Consider the following 26,134-nt stretch of genomic DNA (forward strand, 5'->3'; position numbering starts at 1 on the left):
CAAGGTTTTAGCCCTCCGAAGGTGCCAGGCGCTCAAGCTCCGCCTCGGTCGACTTGAGCAGGTCGTTCCAGGCCGCCTCGAACTTGTCGACGCCCTCGTCCTCCAGGAGCTGCACGACCTCGTCGTACGAGATCCCCAGCTTCTCGACCGCGTCGAGCTCGGCACGGGACTGCTCGTAGGTGCCCGAGACGGTGTTCCCGGTGATCTCGCCGTGGTGGGCGGCCGCCTCCAGGGTGGCCTCCGGCATGGTGTTGACCGTGTTGGGCGCCACCAGGTCGTCGACGTACAGGGTGTCCTTGTACGCCTTGTCCTTCACGCCGGTCGAGGCCCACAGCGGGCGCTGCTTGTTGGCGTGCGCCTTGTCCAGCGCGGTCCAGCGGTCCGAGGAGAAGACCTCCTCGTACGCCTGGTACGCGAGGCGGGCGTTGGCGAGACCCGCCTTGCCGCGGGCGGCCTTGGCCTCGTCGGTGCCCAGCGCGTCGATCCGCTTGTCGATCTCGGTGTCCACGCGGGACACGAAGAAGGACGCCACGGAGTGGATCTTCGAGAGGTCCAGGCCGCGCTCCTTGGCCTTCTCCAGACCGGCCAGGTAGGCGTCCATGACCTCGCGGTAGCGCGCAAGGGAGAAGATCAGCGTGACGTTGACGCTGATGCCCTTGCCGATGACCTCGGTGATCGCGGGCAGGCCCGCCTTGGTCGCCGGGATCTTGATGAGCGTGTTCGGCCGGTCCACCAGCCAGGCCAGCTGCTTGGCCTCGGCGACGGTGGCCGCGGTGTTGTGCGCCAGGCGCGGGTCCACCTCGATGGAGACCCGGCCGTCCTGGCCCTCGGTGGCGTCGAAGACCGGGCGCAGGATGTCGGCGGCGTCCCTCACGTCCGCCGTCGTGATCATGCGGATGGCCTCGTCCACGGTGACCTTGCGGGCGGCGAGGTCGGCGAGCTGCTGCTCGTAGCCGTCACCCGAGGAGATCGCCTTCTGGAAGATCGACGGGTTGGTCGTGACGCCCACCACGTGCTGCTGGTCGATCAGTTCGGCGAGGTTGCCGGACGTGATCCGCTTGCGCGACAGGTCGTCGAGCCAGATCGCCACGCCCTCGTCGGAGAGGCGCTTGAGTGCGTCTGTCATGAGAATTGCATCTCCTACTAGTTCGTATACCGGCGTCAGCGCGCCGCGGCGGCGAGAGATTCCCGGGCGGCGGCGGCCACGTGCTCGGCGGTGAAGCCGAACTCGCGGAACAGGACCTTGCCGTCCGCCGAGGCACCGAAGTGCTCAAGCGAGACGATGCGGCCCGCGTCGCCCACGTACCGGTGCCAGGTCAGACCGATGCCGGCCTCGACGGCGACCCGGGCCTTGACCGACGGCGGCAGGACGCTGTCCTTGTACGCCTGGTCCTGCTCCTCGAACCACTCGACGGACGGCATCGAGACCACCCGGGTCGGGACGCCGGCGGCCTGCAGCTGCTCGCGCGCCTCGACGGCGAGCTGGACCTCGGAGCCGGTGCCGATCAGGACGACCTGCGCCTCGCCGCCTTCGGCGTCGAACAGCACGTAACCGCCCTTGGCGGCGGCCTCGTTGCGCTCGTACGTCGGCACGCCCTGACGGGTCAGCACGAGGCCGTGCGGGGCCCCCTTGCCGAACACCTTGGTGTAGCGCTTGAGGATCTCGCGCCAGGCGATCACGGTCTCGTTGGCGTCCGCCGGGCGGACCACGTTGAGGCCCGGGATCGCGCGCAGCGAGGCCAGGTGCTCGACGGGCTGGTGGGTCGGGCCGTCCTCGCCCAGACCGATGGAGTCGTGCGTCCACACGTACGTCACCGGCAGGTGCATCAGCGCGGACAGCCGGACGGCGTTGCGCATGTAGTCGGAGAACACCAGGAAGGTGCCGCCGAAGATGCGGGTGTTGCCGTGCAGCGCGATGCCGTTCATCTCGGCGGCCATCGAGTGCTCACGGATGCCGAAGTGGATCGTGCGGCCGTACGGGTCGGCCTCCGGGAGCGGGTTGCCGACGGGCAGGAACGACGAGTTCTTGTCGATCGTCGTGTTGTTCGAGCCCGCGAGGTCGGCCGAGCCGCCCCACAGCTCGGGGATGACCGCGCCGAGCGACTGGAGGATCTTGCCGGAGGCGGCGCGGGTGGCGACGCCCTTGCCGGTCTCGAACTCCGGGAGCTGCTCCTCCCAGCCGGCCGGCAGCTCGCCCGCGGCGATGCGGTCGAACTCGGCGGCGCGCTCCTGGTTGGCGGTGCGCCAGGCGGCGAAGGACTTCTCCCACTCGCCGCGGGCCTCGCGGCCGCGGTCCAGGGCGGCGCCGCGGGTGTGCGCGACGAGCTCCTCGGAGACGTCGAAGCTCTTCTCCGGGTCGAAGCCCAGGACGCGCTTGGTGGCCGCGACCTCGTCGTCGCCGAGCGCCGAGCCGTGCGCGGCCTCGGTGTTCTGCGCGTTCGGGGCGGGCCAGGCGATGATCGAGCGCATCGCGATGAAGGAGGGGCGCCCGGTCTCGGCCTTGGCGGCCTCGATCGCGGTGAACAGCGCCTGCGGGTCGAGGTCGCCGTTGGCCTGCGGCTCGACGCGCTGGACGTGCCAGCCGTACGCCTCGTACCGCTTCATCGTGTCTTCGGAGACGGCCGTCTCGGTGTCGCCCTCGATCGAGATGTGGTTGTCGTCCCACAGCAGGACCAGGTTGCCGAGCTTCTGGTGGCCGGCGAGCGAGGACGCCTCGGCGGAGATGCCCTCCTGGAGGCAGCCGTCGCCCGCGATCGCGAAGACGAAGTGGTCGAACGGGGAGGTGCCGGGGGCCGCCTCCGGGTCGAACAGGCCGCGCTCGTAGCGGGCGGCCATGGCCATGCCCACGGCGTTGGCGACACCCTGGCCCAGCGGGCCGGTGGTCGTCTCGACGCCCTTGGTGTGGCCGTACTCCGGGTGGCCGGGGGTCTTCGAACCCCAGGTCCGGAAGGCCTTGAGGTCATCCAGCTCCAGGCCGTACCCGGCCAGGTACAGCTGGATGTAGAGCGTGAGGGACGAGTGGCCCGCGGACAGCACGAAGCGGTCGCGGCCGGTCCAGTCCGGGTCCGCCGGGTCGTGGCGCATCACCTTCTGGAAGAGGGTGTACGCGGCCGGGGACAGGCTCATCGCCGTACCAGGATGGCCGTTGCCGACCTTCTGTACAGCATCCGCGGCCAGGACACGGCCGGTGTCAACGGCCCGCTGGTCCAGTTCGGTCCAGTCAAGGTCTGTGGTGGTCGGCTTGGTGCTCACCCTGAGTCAGGGCTCCTCTCCACATGTTGAATCCCGGTGACTGAGGGCGCACCGGGCGCTGTCGAGCCTACCCCCGCCGGAACGCTCAATTTTTCGAGTGCCCGCTGGTTGGGACGCACACCTCAAGAGTGCCCGGAAGTGCTCATTTGCGCCTCATGGTGAAGTCGTCCGGAGCTTGTCGCGAAGTCGCCGCGACCCGCCCCCAACACGACCCCACCCCCGCGAAGGGCGGCGTATCGGCAACGTCTAGAGTGGCGTGGTACGCGCAAGTCTTTACCGGGCCTTCACGCCCGGAAACGTGCCGGGCCCAGCCCTTTGTCGGCAGCCCGGGACTTGCTGGGAATTCTCTGTCAGGGGTGTGCGTGACGGCCGTCGAGTCCCGACCCGCAGGGGTCGTCTTGACTCCCAGCCCGGGGGGCCATCGGCCGTTCGGGGCCCGTGTCAAGGCGTTCGTGGCGCTGACCAAGCCGCGGATCATCGAACTGCTGCTGATCACCACCATTCCGGTGATGTTCCTGGCCGAGCAGGGCGTGCCGTCGCTGTGGCTGGTGGTGGCGACCACCGTCGGCGGCTATCTCTCGGCCGGCGGCGCCAACGCGCTGAACATGTATATCGACCGCGACATCGACGCGCTGATGGACCGCACCTCGCAGCGGCCGCTGGTCACCGGCATGGTGTCGCCGCGCGAGTGCCTGGCCTTCGGCCTCACTCTCGGCGTCGTCTCCACCGTGTGGTTCGGACTGCTCGTCAACTGGCTGTCCGCCGCGCTGTCGCTCGGTGCGCTGCTCTTCTACGTCGTCATCTACACGATGCTGCTGAAGCGCCGCACCTCGCAGAACATCGTCTGGGGCGGCATCGCCGGCTGCCTGCCGGTCCTCATCGGCTGGTCGTCGGTGACGAACTCGATGTCGTGGGCGCCGGTCATCCTCTTCCTCGTCATGTTCTTCTGGACGCCGCCGCACTACTGGCCGCTGTCCATGAAGGTGAAGGAGGACTACGCGCGCGTGGGCGTGCCGATGCTGCCGGTCGTCGCCTCCAACAAGGTGGTCGCCAAGCAGATCGTCCTCTACAGCTGGGTGATGGTCGCGGTCTCGCTGCTGCTCACCCCGCTCGGCTACACCGGCTGGTTCTACACGGCGGTGGCGCTGCTCGCGGGCGCCTTCTGGCTGTGGGAGGCGCACGGGCTGCAGAGCCGCGCCAAGGCCGAGGTGACCGGCGCCAAGCTCAAGGAGATGCGCCTGTTCCACTGGTCCATCACCTATGTGTCGCTGCTGTTCGTGGCGGTGGCCGTGGACCCGTTCCTGCGCTGATCACCAGCACTTTCGCCGACGGGCGGAACGCGTGGCACAGACCACGCGTTCCGCCCGTCGCGCGTTGATCTACTCGCGAGTAGCATCCTGCACATGGCAGAGACCCAGGTTGACGAGAAGCAGACCGCCAAGGCCGAGCGACGGGCCGCCACGCTCGCCCGGCAGATCGGCCACTTCGCCAAGGAGCACGGCGGGGCCGAGGGCCAGGTGGCGTACATCGGCCAGAAGGGCGCCCGGATCGTGCTCGTCGGCGCGGACGGCGGCTGGGGCGACCTGGTGGCGCCCACGTACGAGATCGCGCGCAGCGCCGTGGCGAAGGCCCAGATCACCGTCCACGACGACTTCGACGGCGAGTTCGCGGCCAAGGTCAAGACGGGCCGCTACGAGTGGACCCGGATGGCGGGCCTCCAGCTCGGCGGGCCGAAGAACGCCTGATCCCACAAGGGGAACATCAGGCCAGCAACACTGATCCGGGACTCACCCGTTAGGAGGGGTGGAAGCACATCCACCCAGGGAGTCCCGGATGATCGACGCTGCGCCCCGACCGGACCTGGTGGACCAGTGCTGCCACGGAGTGCTCCGTACGGAGCTGGGGCTCGGCACCTTCGAGACGCAGCTCGGCAGGACCGGCGGCCCGCCCGCCCCCGGCACCACGTTCTTCGACACCCAGACCGGCTTCGCGGTGCGCCGCTGGTGCCCGCCGCTGCTGGGCCTCGATGCGCACTGCGCCCCGGCCCGCTACCTTGCCCGCCGACGCGAACTGGGCGTCCTGGAGACCGGCCGGCGGCTGCTGCGCGGCTCGGGGATCTCCACCTATCTGGTGGACACGGGGCTGCCCGGGGATCTCACCGGGCCGGGTGAGATCGCCGCCGCCGGGGCCGCCGAGGCCCATGAGATCGTCCGGCTCGAACTCCTCGCCGAGCAGGTCGCCGACACCTCCGGCACCGTCGACTCCTTCCTCGCCAACCTCGCCGAGGCCGTGCACACCGCGGCCGCCTCCGCCGTCGCCTTCATCTCCGTCTCGGCCGTGCGCCAGCGGCTCGACGCCGATCCGCCCGGGCCCGGCGAGGTGCGCGGGGCGGCGGGCCGCTGGCTGACCCGGCGCCGTATCCAGGGGCCTCTGGAGGACCCCGTGCTGCTGCGGCACGTGCTGTGGAGCGCGGTGGCGTCCGGGCGGCCGCTCCAGCTGAGGCTCGGCATGGACGACCCGACCGGGCTCGCCGCGTTCGCGGCCGCGACCAACGGCCTGGGCACGGATCTGGTGCTGTTGCACGGCTATCCGTACCACCGCCAGGCCGCCCATCTGGCGAGCGTCTTCCCGCATGTGTACGCGGACGTGGGCCCGGCCCTGGTGCGTACGGGCGCGCGGGCCGCCGACGTACTGGCGGAGCTCTTGGAGCTCGCGCCGTTCGGGAAGCTGCTCTACTCCAGCGGCGCGCGCGGGCTGCCCGAGCTGCACGTGGTGAGCGCGCGGCTGTTCACCCAGGCGCTGAGCCGGGTCCTGGGAGCCTGGGTGGCCGAGGGCGCGTGGGCCCGTACGGACGCGGAACGGGTCACCGCGATGATCGCGGCGGGCAACGCGCGGCGGGTGTACGGGCTGTCAGGCGCGGGTGAGGGCCGGGTCTGACTGGGCCGGGATCGGCGCGCTCGCGTCCGGGCGCTCGCGCAGCGACAGCAGGACGCGCACCACGGCGATCCACACCAGGCACGAGCCGAACATGTGCAGAGCGACCAGGGCTTCCGGGGTCTTCATGAAGTACTGCACATAGCCCACGACGCCCTGCGACATCAGCACCAGGAACAGGTCCCGGGCCCGGTTGCGCGGGCCCACCGGGGCGTCGACCGCCTTCAGGACGAACCACAGCGCGACCGTGAGCGCCACCACGACCCACGCGAGGTCCGCGTGGAGCTGGCTGATCATGGTCCAGTTGAGCGGGATGCGCTGGACGTCGCTGGAGTCGCCCGCGTGCCGCCCGGCGCCGGTGACGACCGTGCCGACCGCGACCAGCGCGCCCGCCGCGGCCACCAGCAGCCAGGTCAGCTGCACCACGGCCTTGCCCACCAGCGGGCGCGGCGCGCCGTCGCCCTCATGGGTGCGCTGCCAGGTCAGCATCGCGAGCGTGAGCAGCGCGGTGGAGAGCAGGAAGTGGGCCGCGACGGTGTACGGGTTGAGGCCGACCAGGACGACGATGCCGCCCAGGATCGCGTTGCCCATGACCACCCAGAACTGGGCCCAGCCGAGCCGGGTGACGCCGGTGCGCCACGGCTTGGCCGCGCGGGCGGCGATGATGGCCCAGCCGACCGCCGCGCACAGCACGTACGTCAGCATCCGGTTGCCGAACTCGACGGCGCTGTGGAAGTTCATCGCGCTGGTCGGCGTCAGGCTCTGGTCGGTGCACTTGGGCCAGGTCGGGCAGCCGAGCCCGGACCCGGTCAGCCGCACCGCGCCGCCGGTCACCACGATGACGACGGCCATGACGACGGCGCTGAGCGCCGCGCGCTGGACGGTCCGCGGCGACGGCGTCCACCGCTCGGCGATGAAGGCGAGCGGGTTGCGCACCGCCTGAGCCACATCGGCTCGGGTCACGTTCGGCATGGGCTCTATCGTAGGGGGCCGTTTGTGCACGTTTTCACGAGGGGGCTCCCGTAGCCCCGGCCCTTGGCTCCGGCCAGGGAATTCGCCACCGAATTCCCCGCGGAACGCCCTACTCCCAGCGGAAGAACCTGGCCGCCGCGCCGAGGCCGAGGACCGTCCAGACCGCGAGGATCCCGAGGTCGCCCCACGGCATGGCCGCGCCGTGCTGGAGCACGTCCCGCAGCCCGTCCGAGAGCGCGGAGATGGGCAGCAGGCCGAGCGCGTCCTGCACCCCGCCCGGGAACTTGTCCATCGGCACGATGACCCCGCCGCCGACGAGCAGCAGCAGGAACACCAGGTTGGCGCCGGCCAGCGTCGCCTCGGCCTTGAGCGTGCCCGCCATCAGCAGGCCGAGCCCGGAGAACGCGGCCGTGCCGAGCACCATGAGCAGCAGCACCGCGAACGGGTTGCCGTGCGGCGACCAGCCGAGCGCGAAGGCGATCACCGTGAGCAGCGCGATCTGGAGCACCTCGGTGACCAGCACCGACAGCGTCTTCGCGGTCATCAGCGCCCAGCGCGGCAGCGGCGAGGCGCCGAGCCGCTTGAGCACGCCGTAGCGGCGCTCGAAGCCGGTGGCGATGGCCTGGCCGGTGAAGGCGGTCGACATCACCGCGAGCGCCAGGATGCCGGGGGTCAGGAAGTCCACCGACTTGCCCTTGCCGGTGTCGATGATGTCGACGGCGCTGAACAGGACGAGCAGCAGCGCCGGGATGATCACCGTGAGGAGCAGCTGCTCGCCGTTGCGCAGCAGCATCCGGGTCTCAAGCGCGGTCTGCGCCTTGATCATCCGGCCGACGGGGGCCGCCCCCGGGTTCGGCGTGTACGTACCGGCACTCATGAACGCAGCTCCCTGCCGGTCAGCTCCAAAAAGACGTCTTCGAGGGTGTGGCGCTCGACGGAGATCCCGTCGGGCATCACCCCGTGCTGCGCGCACCAGGAGGTGACGGTGGCCAGCAGCTGCGGGTCGACGGTGCCGCTGATGCGGTAGGCGCCCGCGGTGAGCTCGGCGGCGGCCGTGCCGTCGGGCAGCGCCTTGAGGAGCGAGGCGAGGTCGAGGCCCGGGCGGCCGGTGAAGCGCAGGGTGTTCTCGGCGCCGCCCCGGCACAGCGCCTCGGGCGAGCCCTGGGCGACGACCCGGCCCGCGTCGACGATCGCCACGTCGTCGGCGAGCTGTTCGGCCTCGTCCATGAAGTGCGTGGTGAGGACCACCGAGACGCCGTCGGCGCGCAGCTCCCGTACGAGCTCCCAGGTGGAGCGGCGGGCCTGCGGGTCCAGGCCCGCGGTCGGCTCGTCCAGGAAGACGAGCTCGGGGCGGCCGACCACGGCCATGGCGAGCGCGAGGCGCTGCTGCTGGCCGCCGGAGAGCCGGCGGTAGGTGGTGCGGCCGCAGCTCTCCAGGCCCAGGCGCCCGATCAGCTCGGGCACGTCCAGCGGGTGCGCGTGGAGGGTGGCCATGTGGCGCAGCATCTCCTCGGCGCGGGCGCCGGAGTAGACGCCGCCGGACTGGAGCATCACGCCGATGCGCGGGCGCAGCTGTTCGGCCTGGGCGACCGGGTCGAGGCCGAGGACGCGGACGGTGCCCGCGTCCGGTCTGCGGTAGCCCTCGCAGGTCTCGATCGTGGTGGTCTTGCCGGCACCGTTGGGCCCGAGCACCGCGGTGACGGTCCCGGCGGCGACCCGCAGGTCGAGGCCGTCCACGGCGGTCTTGGATCCGTACCGTTTGACCAGGCCGGTGACCTGGACGACGGACTCGCTCTTCATGATGGGCAAGTCTAGGCAGCGCGGGTGGGGCCCGGGACCGTGGGGCCGTACATCAGTCGACCGGGCGCGGGCGGTTCTCGGACAGCCGGCGTCCCCCGTTCGCCGAGCGTGTCGAGAAATGCTCGGACGACCGCTGAGGCCCCTCCGTGGACCCACTCCGGCGAGCTGGGCGAGGAGTGGACGAGCAGGGTCTCGCCGGGCTCGACGCCGAGGCCGCGCAGCCCCTCGGCGAGGGAGTCGCGGGTGTGCGACGGGCCGGTCAGAGGGGGTGTGGACCTGGTTTCGCAGTGTCGTGAACCGGTCGGTCGCGCGCCGTTGAATTACCCGCGATTTGATCGATCAAAGATCGTTTTCGCAGGTCAGTTTAGGTATGCCTAAGTGATGCAGCGCACCGCTCGATGATCGGTACGTGGCTTGTCAGGCTCTGAGGAATTACGCAACAATGGTGTTGTGAAAAACGTCGGCGAGGCTCCGCAGGAGGAACTCGCGACCGGTGAGCGGTCCACCCGCAACCGGGTCGCGCGCTCCATCCTGGACCATGGGCCCTCCACCGTCGCGGATCTCGCGAAGCGCCTCGGCCTCACCCAGGCCGCCGTCCGCCGCCACCTCGACGCACTGGTGGCCGACGAGGTCGTGGCCCCCCGCGAACAGCGGGTGTACGGGGCACGGACCCGTGGCAGGCCCGCGAAGGTCTTCGCCCTCACCGACTGCGGGCGGGACGCCTTCGACCAGTCGTACGACAAGCTGGCCGTCGACGCGCTCCGCTGGATCGAGCGGTCGGCGGGCGGCGGCGCGGCCGGCGAGGAAGCCGTGGTCGCCTTCGCCCGCGCCCGCATCGAGGCGCAGGCCGAGAGCTACCGCGCGGCGGTCGACGCGGCCGGGCCCGAGGAGCGCACCGAGGCTCTGGCCAAGGCCTTGACCGCCGACGGGTACGCTGCTACGGCGCGCAGCGCACCGCTCCCCGGACGGGGTGAGCAGCTCTGCCAGCACCACTGCCCGGTCGCGCACGCCGCCGAGCAGTTCCCGCAGCTGTGCGAGGCGGAGACGGAGTTCTTCTCCCGCCTCCTCGGGACCCATGTGCAGCGTCTGGCCACCATCGCCCACGGCGACGGGGTGTGCACGACGTTCATCCCGCACAGCGCACCACAGACCATCACCGAACCAGCATCCACAAGCACGGCCGGGAGGAACCCCGCATGACTCTCCCCACGGAGACTGCCCACCCCGAACTAGAGGGCCTGGGCAACTACGAGTACGGCTGGGCCGACTCCGACGCGGCGGGCTCCGCTGCCAAGCGCGGTCTCTCCGAGGACGTCGTCCGCGACATCTCGGCGAAGAAGAACGAGCCCGAGTGGATGCTGAAGCTGCGCCTCAAGGGTCTGCGGCTCTTCGACCGCAAGCCCATGCCCAAGTGGGGTTCCGACCTCTCGGGCATCGACTTCGACAACATCAAGTACTTCGTGCGGTCGACGGAGAAGCAGGCGGAGTCCTGGGAGGACCTGCCCGAGGACATCAAGAACACGTACGACAAGCTCGGCATCCCCGAGGCGGAGAAGCAGCGCCTCGTCGCCGGTGTCGCGGCCCAGTACGAGTCCGAGGTCGTCTACCACCAGATCCGTGAGGACCTGGAGCAGCAGGGCGTCATCTTCCTGGACACCGACACCGCTCTGAAGGAGCACCCGGAGCTCTTCCAGGAGTACTTCGGCACGGTCATCCCGGTCGGCGACAACAAGTTCGCGTCGCTGAACACGGCCGTGTGGTCCGGCGGCTCGTTCATCTACGTGCCCAAGGGTGTCCACGTGGACATCCCGCTGCAGGCCTACTTCCGTATCAACACGGAGAACATGGGCCAGTTCGAGCGGACGCTGATCATCGTCGACGAGGACGCCTACGTCCACTACGTCGAGGGCTGCACCGCCCCGATCTACTCCTCGGACTCGCTGCACAGCGCCGTCGTGGAGATCATCGTCAAGAAGGGCGGCCGCTGCCGCTACACGACGATCCAGAACTGGTCGAACAACGTCTACAACCTGGTCACCAAGCGCGCCGTGGCGTACGAGGGCGCGACCATGGAGTGGATCGACGGCAACATCGGTTCCAAGGTCACCATGAAGTACCCGGCCGTCTACCTGATGGGCGAGCACGCCAAGGGCGAGACCCTGTCCATCGCCTTCGCGGGCGAGGGCCAGCACCAGGACGCCGGCTCCAAGATGGTCCACATGGCGCCGAACACGTCGTCCAACATCGTCTCCAAGTCGGTGGCGCGCGGCGGCGGCCGCACCTCGTACCGCGGTCTGGTCGAGATCGGTGAGGGCGCGGCCGGATCGAAGTCGAACGTGCTGTGCGACGCGCTGCTCGTCGACACGATCTCCCGCTCCGACACCTACCCGTACGTCGACGTCCGCGAGGACGACGTGTCCATGGGCCACGAGGCGACCGTCTCCAAGGTCTCCGAGGACCAGCTCTTCTACCTGATGAGCCGCGGTCTGACGGAGTTCGAGGCGATGGCGATGATCGTGCGCGGCTTCGTCGAGCCGATCGCCAAGGAGCTGCCCATGGAGTACGCGCTTGAGCTCAACCGGCTGATCGAGCTGCAGATGGAGGGCTCGGTCGGCTAGTACGGCGACCGTCCCCGCAGCAGCGAACGCAGACTGATCTAGGAAGAGAGCACTACGACAGCCATGGCTGAGGCTCAGAACATTCCGGCGGGCTCCACCACCGCCGGTTCGATCGCGGTGGCCGCCGAGTCGACCGTCGCCACGCGCATGAGCGCGCCCCCGTCCTTCGACGTGGCGGACTTCCCGGTGCCGCACGGCCGCGAGGAGGAGTGGCGCTTCACGCCGCTGGAGCGGCTGCGCGGGCTGCACGACGGCACCGCCGTCGCCACCGGCGACGGTGTGCGCGTGGAGGTGACGGCTCCCGAGGGCGTCGTCGTCGAGACGGTCGGCCGCGACGACGCGCGGCTCGGCAAGGCCGGTACCCCGGTGGACCGGATCGCCGCCCAGGCGTACTCCTCGTTCGAGAAGGCCTCGGTCGTCACCGTCCCCAAGGAGTCGGTCCTCACCGAGCCGATCCGCATCGCCGTGCACGGCGAGGGCGGCACCGTCTTCGCCCACCAGGTGGTCGAGCTCGGCGCCTTCGCCGAGGCCGTCGTGGTCATCGACCACACCGGCGACGCGGTCCTCGCGGCCAACGTCGACTACATCCTGGGCGACGGCGCCAAGCTCACCGTCGTCTCCGTCCAGGACTGGGACGACAAGGCCGTCCACGTCGCCCAGCACAACGCGCTGGTCGGCCGGGACGCGTCCTTCAAGTCCGTCGTGGTCACCTTCGGCGGCGACCTGGTCCGCCTGCACCCGCGGGTCTCCTACGCGGGCACCGGCGGCGAGGCCGAGCTCTTCGGCCTGTACTTCACCGACAAGGGCCAGCACCAGGAGCACCGGCTCTTCGTCGACCACAACACGCCGCACTGCAAGTCCAACGCCGTGTACAAGGGCGCCCTGCAGGGCGACGACGCGCACGCCGTCTGGATCGGCGACGTCCTCATCCAGGCCAAGGCCGAGGGCACCGACACCTACGAGATGAACCGCAACCTGGTCCTCACGGACGGCGCGCGGGTCGACTCGGTGCCGAACCTGGAGATCGAGACCGGCGAGATCGCGGGCGCCGGTCACGCCTCCGCGACCGGCCGCTTCGACGACGAGCAGCTGTTCTACCTGATGGCGCGCGGCATCCCGCAGGCCGAGGCCCGCCGTCTGGTGGTCCGCGGCTTCTTCGCGGAGCTGGTCCAGCAGGTCGGCGTCGCGGACGTCGAGGAGCGCCTGCTCGCCAAGATCGAGGCGGAGCTGGAGGCGTCCGTCTGATGACCGCCTTCGTCCGCGTCTGCGCACTGAGCGAGCTGGAGGAGGACACCCCGAAGCGGGTGGAACTCGACGGCACGCCGGTGTCGGTCGTCCGCACGGCGGGCGAGGTGTTCGCGATCCACGACATCTGCTCGCACGCGAACGTCTCGCTCTCGGAGGGCGAGGTGGAGGACTGCCAGATCGAGTGCTGGCTGCACGGCTCCACCTTCGACCTGCGCACCGGCAAGCCGTCCGGCCTGCCCGCGACGCGACCCGTGCCCGTATACCCCGTAAAGATCGAAGGGGACGATGTTCTCGTCTCCGTGTCCCAGGAGAACTGAAGTCCCCATGGCAACGCTTGAAATCCGCGACCTGCACGTCTCCGTGGAAGCCGAGAACGGCCCCCGGGAGATCCTCAAGGGCGTCGACCTGACCGTGAAGCAGGGCGAGACCCACGCCATCATGGGCCCCAACGGCTCCGGCAAGTCCACCCTCGCGTACTCGCTCGCGGGTCACCCCAAGTACACGATCACCAGCGGCACGGTCACCCTGGACGGCGAGGACGTCCTGGAGATGTCCGTCGACGAGCGCGCCCGCGCCGGTGTCTTCCTCGCCATGCAGTACCCGGTCGAGGTCCCCGGCGTCTCGGTCTCCAACTTCCTGCGCACCTCCGCCACCGCCGTGCGCGGCGAGGCCCCGAAGCTGCGTACCTGGGTGAAGGAGGTCAAGTCCGCGATGGAGCAGCTCCAGATGGACCCGGCCTTCGCCGAGCGCAACGTCAACGAGGGCTTCTCCGGCGGTGAGAAGAAGCGCCACGAGATCCTTCAGCTGGAGCTCCTGAAGCCGAAGATCGCGATCCTCGACGAGACCGACTCCGGCCTGGACGTCGACGCGCTGCGCATCGTCTCCGAGGGCGTCAACCGCGTCCGCGAGACCGGTGAGGTCGGCACCCTGCTGATCACGCACTACACGCGCATCCTGCGCTACATCAAGCCCGACTTCGTGCACGTCTTCGCGAACGGCCGGATCGCCGAGTCCGGCGGCGCCGAGCTCGCCGACAAGCTGGAGAACGAGGGCTACGAGGCTTACACGAAGGGTGGCGCTTCCGAGTGACGATTCTGCCGGGCCTCCTCGACACCGAGGCGATCCGCAAGGACTTCCCCTTGCTGGACCGTGTGGTCCACGACGGGAAGAAGATCGTGTACCTCGACAGCGCGGCGACTTCGCAGAAGCCGCGCCAGGTGCTCGACGCGCTCAACGAGTACTACGAGCGGCACAACGCCAACGTCCACCGTGGTGTGTACACGGTGGCCGAGGAGGCCACGGCCCTGTACGAGGGCGCGCGCGACAAGGTCGCCGCGTTCATCAACGCGCCGAGCCGCGACGAGGTGATCTTCACCAAGAACGCCTCGGAGTCGCTCAACCTGGTCGCCAACATGCTGGGCTGGGCGGACGAGCCCTACCGGGTGGACCACGAGACCGAGATAGTCATCACGGAGATGGAGCACCACTCCAACATCGTGCCGTGGCAGCTGCTCTCGCAGCGCACGGGCGCGAAGCTGAAGTGGTTCGGCCTCACCGACGACGGCCGCCTCGACCTCTCCAACATCGAAGAGATCATCACCGAGAAGACGAAGATCGTCTCCTTCACGCTGGTCTCCAACCTGATGGGCACGGTCAACCCGGTCGAGGCGATCGTGCGCCGCGCCCAGGAGGTCGGCGCGCTGCTGTGCATCGACGCCTCCCAGGCCGCGCCGCACATGCCGCTGGACGTGCAGGCGCTCCAGGCCGACTTCGTGGCCTTCACCGGCCACAAGATGTGCGGCCCGACCGGCATCGGCGTGCTGTGGGGCCGCCAGGAGCTCCTGGAGGACCTGCCGCCGTTCCTGGGCGGCGGCGAGATGATCGAGACGGTCTCGATGCACTCGTCGACGTACGCGCCGGCGCCGCACAAGTTCGAGGCCGGTACGCCCCCGATCGCCCAGGCCGTCGGCCTCGGCGCGGCCGTGGACTACCTCTCGGCGATCGGCATGGACAAGATCGCCGCGCATGAGCACGCGATCACCGAGTACGCGGTCAAGCGCCTCCTTGAGGTGCCCGACCTGCGGATCATCGGCCCGACCACGGCCGAGGACCGGGGCGCCGCGATCTCCTTCACGCTCGGCGACATCCACCCGCACGACGTCGGCCAGGTCCTGGACGAGCAGGGCATCGCGGTCCGGGTCGGCCACCACTGCGCACGCCCGGTCTGCCTGCGCTACGGAATTCCCGCGACCACGCGAGCGTCTTTCTATCTGTACTCCACGCCCGCCGAGGTCGACGCCCTGGTGGACGGTCTGGAGCACGTACGGAACTTCTTCGGCTAGGGGTCTTCGTTGTGAAGCTGGATTCGATGTACCAGGACGTCATCCTGGACCACTACAAGCACCCGCACGGGCGGGGCTTGCGGGACGGTGACGCCGAGGTGCACCACGTGAACCCGACGTGCGGCGACGAGATCACTCTGCGCGTGAAGTACGAGGGTTCGCAGATCTCGGACATCAGTTACGAGGGGCAGGGCTGCTCCATCAGCCAGGCCAGCGCCTCGGTCCTCAACGACCTGCTGGTCGGCAAGGACCTCGACGAGGCGCAGCGGATCCAGGAGACGTTCCTGGAGCTGATGCAGTCCAAGGGCCAGCTGGAGCCGGACGACGCGATGGAGGAGGTGCTGGAGGACGCGGTGGCGTTCGCCGGCGTCTCCAAGTACCCCGCGCGCGTGAAGTGTGCTCTGCTGAGCTGGATGGCCTGGAAGGACGCGACGGCCCAGGCGCTGGGTGCCGGAGCCGAGAGGAAGAGCGCATGACCGAGAACGCAGAGGCCACCTTGAAGCCGGCCTCCGAGGAAGAAGTCCGCGAGGCGCTGTACGACGTCGTCGACCCCGAGCTGGGCATCGACGTCGTCAACCTGGGCCTCATCTACGGCATCCACATCGACGACTCCAACGTCGCCACCCTGGACATGACCCTGACGTCGGCGGCCTGCCCGCTGACCGATGTGATCGAGGACCAGGCGAAGTCGGCGACCGAGGGCATCGTCAACGAGCTGAAGATCAACTGGGTCTGGATGCCGCCGTGGGGCCCGGACAAGATCACGGACGACGGCCGCGAGCAGCTGCGGGCGTTGGGCTTCAACGTCTGATCCCCGTTGCTTCGAGAGGCTCCCGGCACCTGTGCCGGGGGCCTCTCGGCGTCGGCCGCGCCGAGGGGCCGGGTACGGTCGGGGGCATGGTGTGCGACCCGGGGACGTGTGACTGATGGCCCGCCGGTACGACCCCGAGCGGCGGCGCCGGATCATCGACGCCGCGATCCGGGTGGTCGGCGAGCGCGGGATCGCCGGGCTCAGCCACCGCAGTGTCGCCGCCGAGGCCGATGTGCCGCTCGGCTCCACCACGTACCACTTCAAGACGCTCGACGAGCTGATGGTCGCGGCGCTGCGGCAGGCCAACGAGGGGTTCGCCGCCGCGATCCGCGACTGCGGGGCGCTGGAGCAGCCCGGCGTGGACGTGGCCGCCGAGCTCGCGCGGCTCATCGGCGAGTGGATCGCGGGGGACCGGGCGCGGGTGGAGCTGGAGTACGAGCTCTATCTCGCGGCGCTGCGGCGGCCCCCGCTGCGGCCCGTCGCCGCCGAGTGGGCCGACGGCGTGGCCGAGGTGCTGGCCCGGCACACGGACCCGGCGACCGCGCGCGGCCTGGTCGCGCTGATGGACGGACTCTGTCTGCAGGCGCTGCTCACCGGGGGCGAGTACGACGAGCAGTACGCGCGCGTACTGCTCGCCCGATTGCTGCCCTGACGTTCACCCGCTCGTTATGTACGGGCGTACGCATCGCTGTGTACGCTTGTCCGCATGCCGTACGTCCTGCTCTCCTGCGCCATCGCGTCGGAGATCGCCGCAACCTCCGCGATGAAGTACAGCGAGGGGTTCACCAGGCTCGCGCCCTCGCTGGTCACCGTCGGCGGGTATCTCTTCGCCTTCTACATGCTGTCGCTGACCCTGAAGTCGATGTCCGTCGGTACGGCGTACGCGATCTGGTCCGGCGCCGGTACCGCCGTCATCGCCGCCATCGGCATGCTCTTCATGGGCGAGACGATGACCGCCGCCAAGTTCGCCGGGATCGCGCTGATCATCGGTGGCGTGGTGCTCGTCAACGTCGGCGGCGCCACCCACTGACCGGTCACCGCCCGGTCAGCCCCCGCACCGCCGCCAGCGCCGCCCGTACGCTCTCCTCGACGTCGGTGATCGGGTACAGCGCCTCGACCACCGTGCGGTCCGCGTCCACCACCAGCGTCAGGCGCTTGAGGCGGCTCACCCCCGCCGTGCGGAACGTCGGCAGCCGCAGCGCGGCCGTCAGGGTGAGGTCCGCGTCCGACAGCAGCGGGAAGCGCAGCCGCTCCTTGTCCGCGAACGCCCGCTGCTCGTCCGGGCGTTGGGTGGACACGCCGTGCACGGTCGCGCCCGCCGCCGTGAACTCGGCCAGCTGGTCGCGGAACGTGCACGACTCCAGGGTGCAGCCGGGCGCCCCGGGAATCCCGGCCCAGCCGGGCGGATAGGCGTCCTTGCGGGCATACGCGCCGGGGAAGCAGTACAGCACGGTGTACGGCGTCCCGGCCGCCACCGGGTCCCTCGGCTCACCGTCGTAGTCGAGCAGTTGAAGCGCGGGCACCTTCGTGCCGACCAGCTCCCGCACCCGCTCGGTCTCCCCGGACGCCTCTGTCGCCGTGGCCATCGTCTCTCCTTCTCCCAGCACCCAGGTGTCTCCCCAGTCCTGGAGCGCGATCAGTACGGGCAGCAGGGCACGGCCGCGCGGGGTGAGCCGGTACTCGTACCGGACCGGGCGGTCCTGGTACGGCTCCCGGCTCAGCACCCCCGACTCCACCAGCAGCCTCAGCCGTTCTGCGAGCACCTTGCGGGACATGCCGAGTTCGCTCTGGAGCGCGTCGAAGCGGTGCACCCCGCGTGCGGTGTCGCGCACGATCAGCAGGGTCCACCAGTCGCCGACCACGTCCAGGGCCTGGGCGATGGCGCAGTGCTCGTCGTTGAGGCGGGTGCGTTGAGGCATGCCGCCATCCTTCCGTACGACCCCGGCCGGAAGCCGTTGACCTGCGGTGTCCATCCTGACATAGTCAGTTCCCATAAGGAACTCACCAGGGTTCCACTCCGTTCGACACCTGGGGGGCGACGGCGTGAACACCTTGCGCGCGGTGCCGAGAACCGTTCGGATGCTGTGCCTCGGCATCTTCTTCAACGCGGTCGTGAGCTTCACGTTCCTCTACCTCTTCGTCTATCTGACCGGCCCGCGCGGGCTCACCGTCGCCCAGGCCGGACTGATCAGCGGGGTCGGCGGCGTCGGCCTGGTCGCCGGGAACTTCACCGGCGGCTGGTTCGGCGACCTTCCCCGAGCTCTCAACTTCGTTCGAGCAGGGGAGACCCCAATGGCCACCGCCGTGCCCTGCTCGCCGGAGCGCTGGTCAGCGGCACCCTGCTGGCCCTCCTCCCGCTGCTGGCGACCCCGGTCCTGATCGCCGCGCTGCCGGTGGCGCAGTACGCGTCCGGAGTGGTCAGGGCCGCGAACTCGACGCTGGTCGCCGTCGGCGTCCCCGAGGGCAGCCGCCGTCAGGGCTTCGGCGTGATGCGGTTCGCGTCCAACGCCGGGTTCGCCGTCGGCCCGCCGCTCGGCGCGCTGGTCGCCGCCCACTGGTCCTATGACTGGCTCTTCGCCGCCGACGGCATCGGCACCCTGCTCTTCGCCGCGTACGCGGCCCGGGTGCTGCCCGCCCATGCCGCCGCCCACACCAGGCCGGTCCAGGACCCCGGCGCGCCGGGCCTGTGGCGCGAACTGCGGGCCCGGCCCGCCGTCCTCGTCCTGCTCGCCGCGATCGTCTGCGTCGACCTCGTCTACCGCCAGCAGTACTCCACCCTGCCCGTCTTCCTCGCCGACCACGGCATGGACGCCCAGGTCTACGGCTCGCTGTTCGCCGTCAACGGCGGGCTGATCCTCTGTCTCGAACTGCCCGCCGTGCACGCCCTGCGCGGTCGCGCCCCGCTCTCGGTGATCGGCTGCGGGCTGCTCCTGGTCGGGCTCGGCTACGCGCTGCTGATCCCGGGCGCCTCGATCGGCTGGGCCGTCGCCCTGATGGTCTCGCTCACCCTCGGCGAGATCCTGTACAAGACCACCGCCACCGCGTACGTCGCCGACCAGGCGCCCGCCCACGCCCAGGGGCGTTTCCAGAGCCTGTACGCGGGCGCCTCCATCAGCGGCCAGGTGCTCGCCCCGCCGCTCGGCGGCGCCCTCTACACCGCCGCGCCCGGGCTGCTGTGGCCCGTCTGCGCCGCGCTCGCGGGCCTCGCGGGCCTCGCCGTGCTGCGGGCGCGGGGGCTTCGGGCGCCGCTGACCGGGGGTGACGCGCGCCCGTCACATGAGACCGGTTCGCCCCGGCGGGCCACCGCCGGTTAGGTTTTCCGCTATGACCGACACGACTGCTACTGCTTCTCGCTCCACCGGCGCCGTCGCCGCCGGCCTCGCCACCATCGCCGGCGACGGCACCGTTCTCGACACCTGGTTCCCCGCCCCCGAGCTGGTCGCCGAACCCGGCCCGGCCGGCACCGAGCGGCTCACCGCCGACCAGGCCACCGCCCTCCTCGGCAAGGGCGCCGCTGACGCGCTCGGCGTTGACGCACGCCGGGGCGTCGAGGTCGTCGCCGTCCGTACGGTCATCGCCTCGCTCGACGACAAGCCGCTCGACGCGCACGACGTCTATCTGCGGCTGCACCTGCTCTCGCACCGCCTGGTCAAGCCGCACGGCCAGAACCTGGACGGCATGTTCGGCCTGCTCGCCAACGTCGCCTGGACCTCGCTCGGCCCGGTCGCCGTCGACGACATCGAGCAGGTACGGCTGAACGCGCGCGCCGCCGGACTCCACCTCCAGGTGACCTCCGTCGACAAGTTCCCGCGCATGACGGACTACGTGGCCCCCAAGGGCGTCCGCATCGCCGACGCCGACCGGGTACGCCTCGGCGCCCACCTGGCCGAGGGCACCACCGTGATGCACGAGGGCTTCGTGAACTTCAACGCGGGCACGCTCGGGACGTCGATGGTCGAGGGCCGGATCTCCGCCGGTGTCGTCGTCGGCGACGGCTCGGACATCGGCGGCGGCGCGTCCACGATGGGCACGCTGTCCGGCGGCGGCAACGTCCGCATCGTGATCGGCGAGCGGTGCCTCGTGGGCGCCGAGGCGGGTGTGGGCATCGCCCTCGGCGACGAGTGCGTCGTGGAGGCCGGTCTTTACGTCACGGCCGGTACCCGGGTGACGATGCCCGATGGTCAGATCGTGAAGGCCCGTGAGCTGTCCGGTGCGTCGAACATTCTGTTCCGGCGGAACTCGGTCACCGGGGCGGTGGAGGCCCGACCCAACAATGCGGTGTGGGGCGGGCTCAACGAGATTCTGCACAGTCACAACTGACGCGTGTTTGGGCGGACCGTAGGGGGTGCGTGTTCGGCTGCGGACCGTGCGTGGCTGGTCGCGCCCACGCGGCGGAGCCGCAAATGTCACAGCCCCGCGCCCCTAAATGCCCAGGTCGTCGTATGCCCTCTGCAACACGGCGGCCTGGTCCGGGGACGCGGGCTGCAGCGGTTCCCGCACCGGGTTTCCCAGCAGCGCCTTCGTCGTCACCGTGCCCGGTAGGCCCGAGGACATCATCAGTTCAGACAAGGGCAGCGTGAGGTGGTTGAGGCGGGCTGCCTCGGTCACGTCGCCCTTGTCGTGGGCGTCCAGGGGGGCGCGCATCCGGCGCGGGATCACGTTGGCGACCGTGCTGACGTATCCCGCGCCGCCCACCGCGTACAGCGGCAGGTTCAGCTCCTCGCAGCCCGAGTAGTACGCCAGCGAGGTGCGGCCGATGACCTTGGTCGAGCCGAGCAGGTCGTACGCGCAGTCCTTGACCGCCACGATCCGCTCGTGGTCCGCGAGCCGCAGCAGCGTGTCCGTGCCGATCCGCACCCCCGTCCGGCCGGGGATGTCGTAGAGCATCACCGGCAGCCCGGTGGCGTCCGCGACCGTACGGAAGTGGGCCTCCACCGCGTCCTGCGGCGGGCGGCTGTAGTACGGGGTCACCACCAACAGGCCGTTCGCGCCCGCCTGTTCGGCCTGCCGGGCCAGTTCCACGGTGTGCCGGGTGGACGCGGTGCCGACCCCGGCCAGGACGTGGACGCCGTCCCCGACCGCCTCGCGCACCGCCCGGACCAGCGCGGCCTTCTCCGCGTCCGTGGTGGTCGGCGACTCGCCGGTGGTGCCGCTCAGGACCAGGCCGTCGCAGCCCTCGGCCACCAGGTGCGCGGCATGCCGCCGGGCGCCGTCCAGGTCGAGTTCGCCGTCGGCGGTGAAGGGCGTGATCATGGCGCAAAGTGCGCGCCCGAATGGGCGTGAGTGGGTCATTCGGGAAGTCTGGGCCGTGCTGAAGGTGAAGGTCCACTTAGAATTTCTTGGGGTGAAGGGAAAGTGGTGCTGAAGTGTTTCCGAACCGGCCTCTTCCCGGGCGCTCTTGGCCTGCGGCACGTCGTACGTCACCATGAGAGACCGGTGTGTCCGTTCATGTCCGTACCGTCGTACTCGTCGGAGGTCGTCATGAGGCTCGGCAAGGCTCTCGCCACTGGTGTCGCGGAAGAACAGCCCGAAGATTCGGTACGGGACAAGGACGCGGGGCGGGACAACGCCGTCCCCGCGCCCGAGGAGATCCCGGCCGGGCTTCCCGTCGAGGTGACGGCGGGACGATGAGGCTGCGGCTCCCCGAGGAACGCCCGACGGAGCCGCCCACCGGCTACAAGATCGCCCACCCGGCGCTCTCCCAGGACGGCTCGCGGGCCGCGTTCCTGGGCGTCTCGCTGGGCGCCGCGCTCCCGTACGGCGTGCTGGACCAGGCGCGCTGCGCCTATGGGCGGCGCCATCGCTCGCCCTCGCGGCTCTGCGACTGCGGCTTCCACTGTCTGCACGAGCGCTCCGAGGCGTACGCGCTGACCTGCATGGCCGAGCACCGGGGCGCGCTGCTCCTGGAGGTCGCGGTGCTCGGGCGGTACATCAGGTTCGAGCGCGGCTCGCGGTACGCCCGGCAGCGGGTGCGCACCGCGACCGCCGGGCCGTGCCGCTGCGGGCGCCGGGCGTCCGGGCTCGCCGACGCGGGCTGGGGGCGGCCGGGGTGGCGGGTGGTCGAGCCGGTCTGCGCGGTGTGCGCCGGGCCGCGCGCGACCGTGTCCTTCGCCGACTTCGCGGTGCGCGGCGGCGAGGGCCTGAAGGTGCTCGCCGCGCCCGGCCCGGACATCGGCGCCCCGCAGCCGGGCCGGACCGTGCCGGAGCTCGTCGCCGAGGCGGCGCTGCTCCAGGCCCGGCTCGACTGGTTCCAGAGCGAGTTGGCGCGCCTCGGCGACAAGGAGAGCTGAGCCGGGCGACTACCAGAGGTCGTGGTGGGACCAGGTCGGGTCGCCCGCGTACGGGTGGAAGGAGTCCAGGTTGTCCTTGGCCGGGTGCGCCCGCCCGGCCGGTCCGGCCGCGAACGCCCGCAGCAGGTTCTCCGTCACCTTCGAGGTGAACGCGGCGGTACGGGAGTCGATGCCGTGCCCGCCCTCGCCGATCGTCGACTGGACCCAGCGCATGGTGCCGGTGTTGAAGACGCCCGCGCCCGACTTCACCGTGTAGTACGCCGAGTTGGCGTACGAGCGCACGCCCCGGCAGATCAGCGGCGAGTGCGAGATCACCTCGATGGGCCGGGGCGTGGTCTCGTCGCCGTTGGCGCGGTCGTACTCGGTGCCGACCAGGCCCGGGAACCTGGCGCCGTGCCCCACGCCCGTGCCCGCGAAGAGCCAGTGGCCGGGGGAGGTGACCACGTAGTCGGCGGTGGTCGGGTTGGACTCGTAGAGCGTGCCGGTGAGGGAGTTCTCCGGCTGGGCGTGCGGGGGCTCGCGGAAGTTGGTGGTCGGCGGCTCGCCCTCGCCCCGGCCCGGGTCCTTGGGCCAGTCGTTCTTGTAGCAGACGATCAGCCGCTGCTCCCCGAGCGCCGTCTTCTCAAGCCGGATCCGGCGGAAGCACGCGTTGGCGCCCAGGAAGGCGATGTTGGTGCCCGCGTCGCGCACGGCGGTGACCCGGTCGCGCATGGCCTGCGTCCAGTACTCGTCGTGGCCGAGCGAGATCACCGCCGTGGCACCCGCCAGGATCCGGGGGTCGCGCTCGATGTCCATGTTCGTGACGTACGCGGGCTCCAGGCCGAGCCGCTCGGCGAGCGCCACGACCGGCTGTTCGTAGGTGAGGAACAGGCCGTCGCCGTCGCGGTGGTACGGGCGGTCGCAGCTGACCGCGCGCGAGCGGTCGCCGTCGTCGTCGCTCGGACCGTTGTAGAGGCTGTAGCCGCCCCACTCGTTGTACGCCTGCCAGGTCGCCACCGCGTTCACCAGCACCACCCGGCCCCTGGTGGTGGCGGAGCGCACGGTGACCGGGACATAGCGCTGGCCGCCGGTCGACGCCGTCAGCTTGATCAGATACGCGCCCTCCGGCCAGTTTCCGGTCGCCACTTCGGCGGTCGGGGACCAGGGCGCGGTGACCGTGTTGGTGTGCTCGGCCACCTTCGCCGCGCTCTGGCGGACGCCCTTGAGCGTCCCCGACTCCCACACCTTGCGGGCCAGCGCGCCCCCGTACCAGCCCATCCGGAACGCCTCGGCCCGGAACGTCGGGGCGGTGGTGTGCACATGGAGGCGGAACGCCTCGCCCCGGGCCACTCCGGTGCGGTCCGCGAACCCCTCGATCTCGTGCTCGCCGCCGCGCCCCTTGAGCCGCCACCCGGCGTCGCCCGGGCGGTCGTTCTCCTTGGCCGGGCCCTCGGCGCCCGGTGACGCGCCGGCGTCCTTGCGGGTGGCGGACGCGGGTCCGCCGTCGGACGAGCAGCCCGCGGCCCCGGCCGCCGCGACGGCGCCCGCCGCCCCGAGAAAGATCCTGCGACTGAAGGCCGCCCGGTCCATACGTACTCCGCTCCCCGTACCGCCGTGTCCGGGGACTTCCACCGGACCCACCCAGTGTGCGGGATCATGGCCGGAAATTGTCGGATGACATGATCGGCGGCTTTGACCTCAAGCGGGGCTGCGTTCGTACGAGCCGCGACACGGCCGCGCGCCCCTCAGAGGGCCCGAAGGGTCCCTCAAGGGGCGCGGGTGCCGCAGTGCGGACTTACGGGCGGAAGCGGATGATCTGCGGGTCGTGGTCGCTGGTCTGGTCGGCGAACTCCGCGTTGATGTGCACGCTGTCGTAGTCGAAGTCCCGGATGGCCGGGCTGGTCAGGATCTGGTCCAGGACCTGGGTGTTGCCCTGGTAGACATAGGAGTAACGCTCCTTCTTCGGCAGCGAGCGGAACGCCGTGCGCAGCGCGCCGCCGGCCTCCAGCGCCTTGGTCGTGCCCGAGAAGTCGAAGTCGTTGATGTCGCCGACCGCGAGCACGCGCGCGTGCTTGTCGACCGCCAGCAGCTGCTTGACGAAGCCGTTCACGGCCTGTGCCTGGAGCAGCCGCTTGGCCTCCGAGGAGCGCGGCACCGGCTGGTGCTGCGAGAGAAGGGACTCGTCGCCGCCCTTGGACGCGAAGTGGTTGGCGATGACGAAGACCGTACGGCCCTTGAAGACGAACTCGCCCGCCAGCGGCTTGCGGCTGTCCACCCACGCCGGGTTGGCCGGGTCGATCCGGCCGGGGGAGAGGGTGAGGGCCGGGTGGCCCTTGGGGCCGGTGACGCCGACGGCCGTCTTGTAGTCGCCGCCGGGCCGGTCGGTGAACGACACGCGCGCGGGGTTGAAGAGGAACACCTGGCGGATGTTGCCGCCCGGCTCGCCGCCGTCCTTGTCGTTCTCGGGGCTGATCGAGCGCCACTGGTACGCCGGGCCGCCCTTCGCGGCGATCGCGTCCGTGAACTTCTTGATGGTGGCGGACGCGTCGACCGTGCCGTCGTCCTTCGCCCCGGTGTTGTCCTGGATCTCCTCCAGGGCCACGATGTCGGGCGAGGCGAGGTGGGTGACGATGCCGTCGGCGAGCGCGTCGAACTTCGTCTGCGGGTCGGTCGGGTGCAGGTTCTCCACGTTGTACGTGGCCACCGCCAGCTCGCCGGTGCGCTGCTTGCGGGTGCTCTCGCGCTTGAGGCCGTTGTCCTTGACCGTCCCCAGTGTGCGGGCGGCGATCGTGTACCCGCCGAACTGGTTGAAGTCCAGGGGGCCTTCGGTGGTGCCGGTCAGGGTGTCGCCGACGTTCGCCTTGGGGAACGGCTGCTGCGCCGTCGGAATCAGGCTCTGGATCTGCAGACGTCCGGTGTTCTGGTCGTCGTACGACGAGTAGAGCGTGCCGCCCCGCTTGGTCTTGTTCTCGTGCGGCTTCACCGTAGCCCACAGCTCGTTGTACTGGTCGGTGCGGCCGACCACGCGCGAGGTGCCGATGCGGACGTTCATGCCCTCCAGGGACTCGTAGTAGTCCGTGGCGTACTTCTTGGGCTGGAGGGTCAGGCCGTTGACGCTGCCACCGGCGGCCGGGTCGCCCGCCGGGGTGTAGCGGCCGGGCACGGAACGGGCCGTGATGACCACCGGCGCGGGCAACGCGTTGCCCGACGAGAGGACGGTCACGGTGGGCTTGGATATCTGGGTCAGCGACTGGTTGCCCGAGGACAGGCCGCCCGGGACGTACTCGGTGACCGTGCCGGCGACCTTGACCGCGTCGCCGACCGCCACGGTCGGGGCCGAGCCCGTGAAGACGAAGATGCCCTCGCTGGTGGCCGGGTTGTCGTCCGGAGCGGTGTCCTGGAACCAGAAGCCCTTCGACGAGCCGTACGTCCGCACGCCCGTGACGACGCCCGGCACCTCGGTGACCTGCTGTCCGGCGAGCGGCGAGGTGCGGGTGGTGCCCTGGATGTCGTGGATGCGGGCCGTGACGGGGGCGGACGGGCCGGCGGCGGCCGACGAGGTGCCGGCGAGCAGACCGGCACCCAGCGCGGCGGCGACGACGGCGGAGACGGCGGCGGTTCTCGGAACGGGCATCAAGAGACTCCGAAGGATGAGGGAGGACGGGGCGGTGCGGCGCGCCCGTGCGGTGGCGCGCTGTAGTTCCACTTGTGGCTCGTTGTGCGCTCGACACGTAGTTCTACGCGCGTCAATCTCTTGGCTGGGAAGGGCAGTTGTCAAGGGTCGCCGGGTGGCCGGAACCCGACGGGAAGGTGAACCGGCGGCCATGGGGCGCCGCGCGCTCACCGCGGTTCCCGTACGCAACGGCTCGCGCCCCGGGCCGGAACCCG

The 26,134-nt window shown here is 70.5% G+C and carries 25 protein-coding genes and 1 pseudogene; 17 read left to right on the plus strand and 9 right to left on the minus strand.

Annotation, left to right across the window (positions count from 1 at the left end):
- Positions 1–7 precede the first annotated feature (7 nt).
- Together tal and tkt are read right to left on the minus strand one after the other, a co-directional pair.
- A complete protein-coding gene (gene tal, locus ACGFRG_RS11290; RefSeq protein ID WP_361429045.1) occupies positions 8–1,126 on the minus strand; it encodes a transaldolase in 1,119 nt (372 codons plus the stop codon).
- A gap of 35 nt (positions 1,127–1,161) precedes the next feature.
- On the minus strand, positions 1,162–3,252 hold the full coding sequence (gene tkt / locus ACGFRG_RS11295; protein ID WP_393263220.1) for a transketolase: 2,091 nt from the start codon (positions 3,250–3,252) through the stop codon (positions 1,162–1,164).
- 356 nt (positions 3,253–3,608) lie between these two features.
- Between tkt and ACGFRG_RS11300 the strand changes: the two genes are divergently transcribed.
- The 3 genes from ACGFRG_RS11300 (at position 3,609) to ACGFRG_RS11310 (ending at position 6,189) form a co-directional block, all read left to right on the plus strand.
- On the plus strand, positions 3,609–4,562 hold the full coding sequence (locus tag ACGFRG_RS11300; RefSeq protein ID WP_361429048.1) for a heme o synthase: 954 nt from the start codon (positions 3,609–3,611) through the stop codon (positions 4,560–4,562).
- 93 nt (positions 4,563–4,655) lie between these two features.
- Complete coding sequence (locus tag ACGFRG_RS11305) at positions 4,656–4,997, plus strand: hypothetical protein (protein ID WP_361429050.1); 342 nt, start codon at positions 4,656–4,658, stop codon at positions 4,995–4,997.
- Positions 4,998–5,085: 88 nt separating this feature from the next.
- Positions 5,086–6,189, plus strand: a complete 1,104-nt coding sequence (locus ACGFRG_RS11310) for an amidohydrolase (protein ID WP_361429052.1) — start codon at positions 5,086–5,088, stop codon at positions 6,187–6,189.
- On the opposite strand, the gene ACGFRG_RS11315 is transcribed toward ACGFRG_RS11310, so the two are convergent.
- The 3 genes from ACGFRG_RS11315 to ACGFRG_RS11325 all read right to left on the minus strand — a co-directional run bounded on the left by ACGFRG_RS11315 (position 6,163) and on the right by ACGFRG_RS11325 (position 8,958).
- Entirely contained in the window at positions 6,163–7,158 is a 996-nt protein-coding gene (locus ACGFRG_RS11315) for a heme A synthase (protein ID WP_393263223.1), read from the minus strand. The two genes, ACGFRG_RS11310 and ACGFRG_RS11315, sit on opposite strands and share 27 nt — an antisense overlap.
- 109 nt (positions 7,159–7,267) lie before the next feature.
- Complete coding sequence (locus ACGFRG_RS11320; RefSeq protein WP_361429054.1) at positions 7,268–8,035, minus strand: ABC transporter permease; 768 nt, start codon at positions 8,033–8,035, stop codon at positions 7,268–7,270.
- The gene (locus tag ACGFRG_RS11325) at positions 8,032–8,958 is read right to left on the minus strand and encodes an ABC transporter ATP-binding protein (RefSeq protein WP_393263225.1); all 927 of its coding nucleotides are present in this window, start codon (positions 8,956–8,958) and stop codon (positions 8,032–8,034) included. The genes ACGFRG_RS11320 and ACGFRG_RS11325 overlap by 4 nt, the downstream gene beginning before the upstream one ends.
- A 450-nt stretch (positions 8,959–9,408) precedes the next feature.
- Between ACGFRG_RS11325 and ACGFRG_RS11330 the strand changes: the two genes are divergently transcribed.
- From ACGFRG_RS11330 to ACGFRG_RS11375, 10 genes are all read left to right on the plus strand, one after another.
- On the plus strand, positions 9,409–10,158 hold the full coding sequence (locus ACGFRG_RS11330; RefSeq protein ID WP_361429058.1) for a metalloregulator ArsR/SmtB family transcription factor: 750 nt from the start codon (positions 9,409–9,411) through the stop codon (positions 10,156–10,158).
- Positions 10,155–11,576, plus strand: coding sequence for a Fe-S cluster assembly protein SufB (gene sufB, locus ACGFRG_RS11335; RefSeq protein ID WP_361429060.1), 1,422 nt, complete (start codon positions 10,155–10,157; stop codon positions 11,574–11,576). Before ACGFRG_RS11330 ends, sufB begins: the two co-directional genes overlap by 4 nt.
- A gap of 63 nt (positions 11,577–11,639) precedes the next feature.
- A complete protein-coding gene (sufD, locus tag ACGFRG_RS11340; protein ID WP_361429062.1) occupies positions 11,640–12,821 on the plus strand; it encodes a Fe-S cluster assembly protein SufD in 1,182 nt (393 codons plus the stop codon).
- Positions 12,821–13,141, plus strand: a complete 321-nt coding sequence (locus ACGFRG_RS11345; protein WP_067157688.1) for a non-heme iron oxygenase ferredoxin subunit — start codon at positions 12,821–12,823, stop codon at positions 13,139–13,141. The genes sufD and ACGFRG_RS11345 overlap by 1 nt, the downstream gene beginning before the upstream one ends.
- Positions 13,142–13,148: 7 nt before the next feature.
- Positions 13,149–13,913, plus strand: coding sequence for a Fe-S cluster assembly ATPase SufC (gene sufC, locus ACGFRG_RS11350; RefSeq protein ID WP_188274287.1), 765 nt, complete (start codon positions 13,149–13,151; stop codon positions 13,911–13,913).
- Positions 13,910–15,166 (plus strand): cysteine desulfurase, encoded by a 1,257-nt coding sequence (locus ACGFRG_RS11355; protein ID WP_361429064.1) that lies wholly within the window; start codon positions 13,910–13,912, stop codon positions 15,164–15,166. The genes sufC and ACGFRG_RS11355 overlap by 4 nt, the downstream gene beginning before the upstream one ends.
- An 11-nt stretch (positions 15,167–15,177) precedes the next feature.
- Complete coding sequence (gene sufU, locus ACGFRG_RS11360; RefSeq protein ID WP_188274289.1) at positions 15,178–15,642, plus strand: Fe-S cluster assembly sulfur transfer protein SufU; 465 nt, start codon at positions 15,178–15,180, stop codon at positions 15,640–15,642.
- Positions 15,639–15,977, plus strand: coding sequence for a metal-sulfur cluster assembly factor (locus ACGFRG_RS11365; RefSeq protein WP_067157773.1), 339 nt, complete (start codon positions 15,639–15,641; stop codon positions 15,975–15,977). Before sufU ends, ACGFRG_RS11365 begins: the two co-directional genes overlap by 4 nt.
- 115 nt (positions 15,978–16,092) lie before the next feature.
- Positions 16,093–16,629: a TetR family transcriptional regulator gene (locus ACGFRG_RS11370; protein ID WP_361429066.1), complete on the plus strand. Its 537-nt coding sequence runs from the start codon at positions 16,093–16,095 to the stop codon at positions 16,627–16,629.
- A 54-nt stretch (positions 16,630–16,683) separates the two neighbouring features.
- Positions 16,684–17,007: a multidrug efflux SMR transporter gene (locus ACGFRG_RS11375; RefSeq protein WP_361429068.1), complete on the plus strand. Its 324-nt coding sequence runs from the start codon at positions 16,684–16,686 to the stop codon at positions 17,005–17,007.
- Between the two features lie 4 nt (positions 17,008–17,011).
- Here ACGFRG_RS11375 and ACGFRG_RS11380 read toward each other — a convergent pair whose 3' ends face one another.
- Positions 17,012–17,896, minus strand: coding sequence for a winged helix-turn-helix transcriptional regulator (locus ACGFRG_RS11380; protein ID WP_393263230.1), 885 nt, complete (start codon positions 17,894–17,896; stop codon positions 17,012–17,014).
- A gap of 124 nt (positions 17,897–18,020) precedes the next feature.
- On the opposite strand from ACGFRG_RS11380, the pseudogene ACGFRG_RS11385 reads away from it, so the two are divergent.
- Both ACGFRG_RS11385 and dapD read left to right on the plus strand, forming a co-directional pair.
- Positions 18,021–19,291: pseudogene (locus ACGFRG_RS11385) on the plus strand (MFS transporter).
- A gap of 10 nt (positions 19,292–19,301) precedes the next feature.
- Complete coding sequence (gene dapD / locus ACGFRG_RS11390) at positions 19,302–20,297, plus strand: 2,3,4,5-tetrahydropyridine-2,6-dicarboxylate N-succinyltransferase (RefSeq protein ID WP_361429072.1); 996 nt, start codon at positions 19,302–19,304, stop codon at positions 20,295–20,297.
- A 102-nt stretch (positions 20,298–20,399) separates the two neighbouring features.
- Here the strand turns inward: dapD and dapA are convergent, their stop codons facing one another.
- A complete protein-coding gene (gene dapA, locus ACGFRG_RS11395; RefSeq protein ID WP_393263318.1) occupies positions 20,400–21,269 on the minus strand; it encodes a 4-hydroxy-tetrahydrodipicolinate synthase in 870 nt (289 codons plus the stop codon).
- A 156-nt stretch (positions 21,270–21,425) separates the two neighbouring features.
- On the opposite strand from dapA, the gene ACGFRG_RS11400 reads away from it, so the two are divergent.
- Entirely contained in the window at positions 21,426–21,608 is a 183-nt protein-coding gene (locus tag ACGFRG_RS11400; RefSeq protein WP_361429074.1) for a hypothetical protein, read from the plus strand.
- On the plus strand, positions 21,605–22,267 hold the full coding sequence (locus tag ACGFRG_RS11405) for a hypothetical protein (RefSeq protein ID WP_361429076.1): 663 nt from the start codon (positions 21,605–21,607) through the stop codon (positions 22,265–22,267). Before ACGFRG_RS11400 ends, ACGFRG_RS11405 begins: the two co-directional genes overlap by 4 nt.
- 9 nt (positions 22,268–22,276) lie before the next feature.
- On the opposite strand, the gene ACGFRG_RS11410 is transcribed toward ACGFRG_RS11405, so the two are convergent.
- Both ACGFRG_RS11410 and ACGFRG_RS11415 read right to left on the minus strand, forming a co-directional pair.
- Positions 22,277–23,836, minus strand: a complete 1,560-nt coding sequence (locus ACGFRG_RS11410; RefSeq protein WP_361429078.1) for a N,N-dimethylformamidase beta subunit family domain-containing protein — start codon at positions 23,834–23,836, stop codon at positions 22,277–22,279.
- 205 nt (positions 23,837–24,041) lie between these two features.
- Positions 24,042–25,880 carry an endonuclease/exonuclease/phosphatase family protein gene (locus tag ACGFRG_RS11415; RefSeq protein ID WP_393263233.1) on the minus strand — a complete coding sequence of 613 codons (1,839 nt, stop codon included), beginning with the start codon at positions 25,878–25,880 and terminating at the stop codon, positions 24,042–24,044.
- Positions 25,881–26,134 lie beyond the last annotated feature (254 nt).

The sequence above is a fragment of the Streptomyces sp. NPDC048696 genome, from assembly GCF_043198895.1.
Classification (GTDB): Bacteria; Actinomycetota; Actinomycetes; order Streptomycetales; family Streptomycetaceae; genus Streptomyces.

Excerpts from the sequence above, each read along its gene's own strand:
- tal (WP_361429045.1), bottom strand. The coding sequence starts at position 1,126 with ATGACAGACGCACTCAAGCGCCTCTCCGACGAGGGCGTGGCGATCTGG.
- ACGFRG_RS11305 (WP_361429050.1), top strand. The coding sequence starts at position 4,656 with ATGGCAGAGACCCAGGTTGACGAGAAGCAGACCGCCAAGGCCGAGCGA.
- ACGFRG_RS11310 (WP_361429052.1), top strand. The coding sequence starts at position 5,086 with ATGATCGACGCTGCGCCCCGACCGGACCTGGTGGACCAGTGCTGCCAC.
- ACGFRG_RS11315 (WP_393263223.1), bottom strand. The coding sequence starts at position 7,158 with ATGCCGAACGTGACCCGAGCCGATGTGGCTCAGGCGGTGCGCAACCCG.
- ACGFRG_RS11320 (WP_361429054.1), bottom strand. The coding sequence starts at position 8,035 with ATGAGTGCCGGTACGTACACGCCGAACCCGGGGGCGGCCCCCGTCGGC.
- ACGFRG_RS11325 (WP_393263225.1), bottom strand. The coding sequence starts at position 8,958 with ATGAAGAGCGAGTCCGTCGTCCAGGTCACCGGCCTGGTCAAACGGTAC.
- sufB (WP_361429060.1), top strand. The coding sequence starts at position 10,155 with ATGACTCTCCCCACGGAGACTGCCCACCCCGAACTAGAGGGCCTGGGC.
- sufD (WP_361429062.1), top strand. The coding sequence starts at position 11,640 with ATGGCTGAGGCTCAGAACATTCCGGCGGGCTCCACCACCGCCGGTTCG.
- ACGFRG_RS11345 (WP_067157688.1), top strand. The coding sequence starts at position 12,821 with ATGACCGCCTTCGTCCGCGTCTGCGCACTGAGCGAGCTGGAGGAGGAC.
- sufC (WP_188274287.1), top strand. The coding sequence starts at position 13,149 with ATGGCAACGCTTGAAATCCGCGACCTGCACGTCTCCGTGGAAGCCGAG.
- ACGFRG_RS11365 (WP_067157773.1), top strand. The coding sequence starts at position 15,639 with ATGACCGAGAACGCAGAGGCCACCTTGAAGCCGGCCTCCGAGGAAGAA.
- ACGFRG_RS11370 (WP_361429066.1), top strand. The coding sequence starts at position 16,093 with ATGGCCCGCCGGTACGACCCCGAGCGGCGGCGCCGGATCATCGACGCC.
- ACGFRG_RS11375 (WP_361429068.1), top strand. The coding sequence starts at position 16,684 with ATGCCGTACGTCCTGCTCTCCTGCGCCATCGCGTCGGAGATCGCCGCA.
- ACGFRG_RS11380 (WP_393263230.1), bottom strand. The coding sequence starts at position 17,896 with ATGCCTCAACGCACCCGCCTCAACGACGAGCACTGCGCCATCGCCCAG.
- dapD (WP_361429072.1), top strand. The coding sequence starts at position 19,302 with ATGACCGACACGACTGCTACTGCTTCTCGCTCCACCGGCGCCGTCGCC.
- dapA (WP_393263318.1), bottom strand. The coding sequence starts at position 21,269 with ATGACCCACTCACGCCCATTCGGGCGCGCACTTTGCGCCATGATCACG.
- ACGFRG_RS11400 (WP_361429074.1), top strand. The coding sequence starts at position 21,426 with ATGTCCGTACCGTCGTACTCGTCGGAGGTCGTCATGAGGCTCGGCAAG.
- ACGFRG_RS11405 (WP_361429076.1), top strand. The coding sequence starts at position 21,605 with ATGAGGCTGCGGCTCCCCGAGGAACGCCCGACGGAGCCGCCCACCGGC.
- ACGFRG_RS11410 (WP_361429078.1), bottom strand. The coding sequence starts at position 23,836 with ATGGACCGGGCGGCCTTCAGTCGCAGGATCTTTCTCGGGGCGGCGGGC.
- ACGFRG_RS11415 (WP_393263233.1), bottom strand. The coding sequence starts at position 25,880 with ATGCCCGTTCCGAGAACCGCCGCCGTCTCCGCCGTCGTCGCCGCCGCG.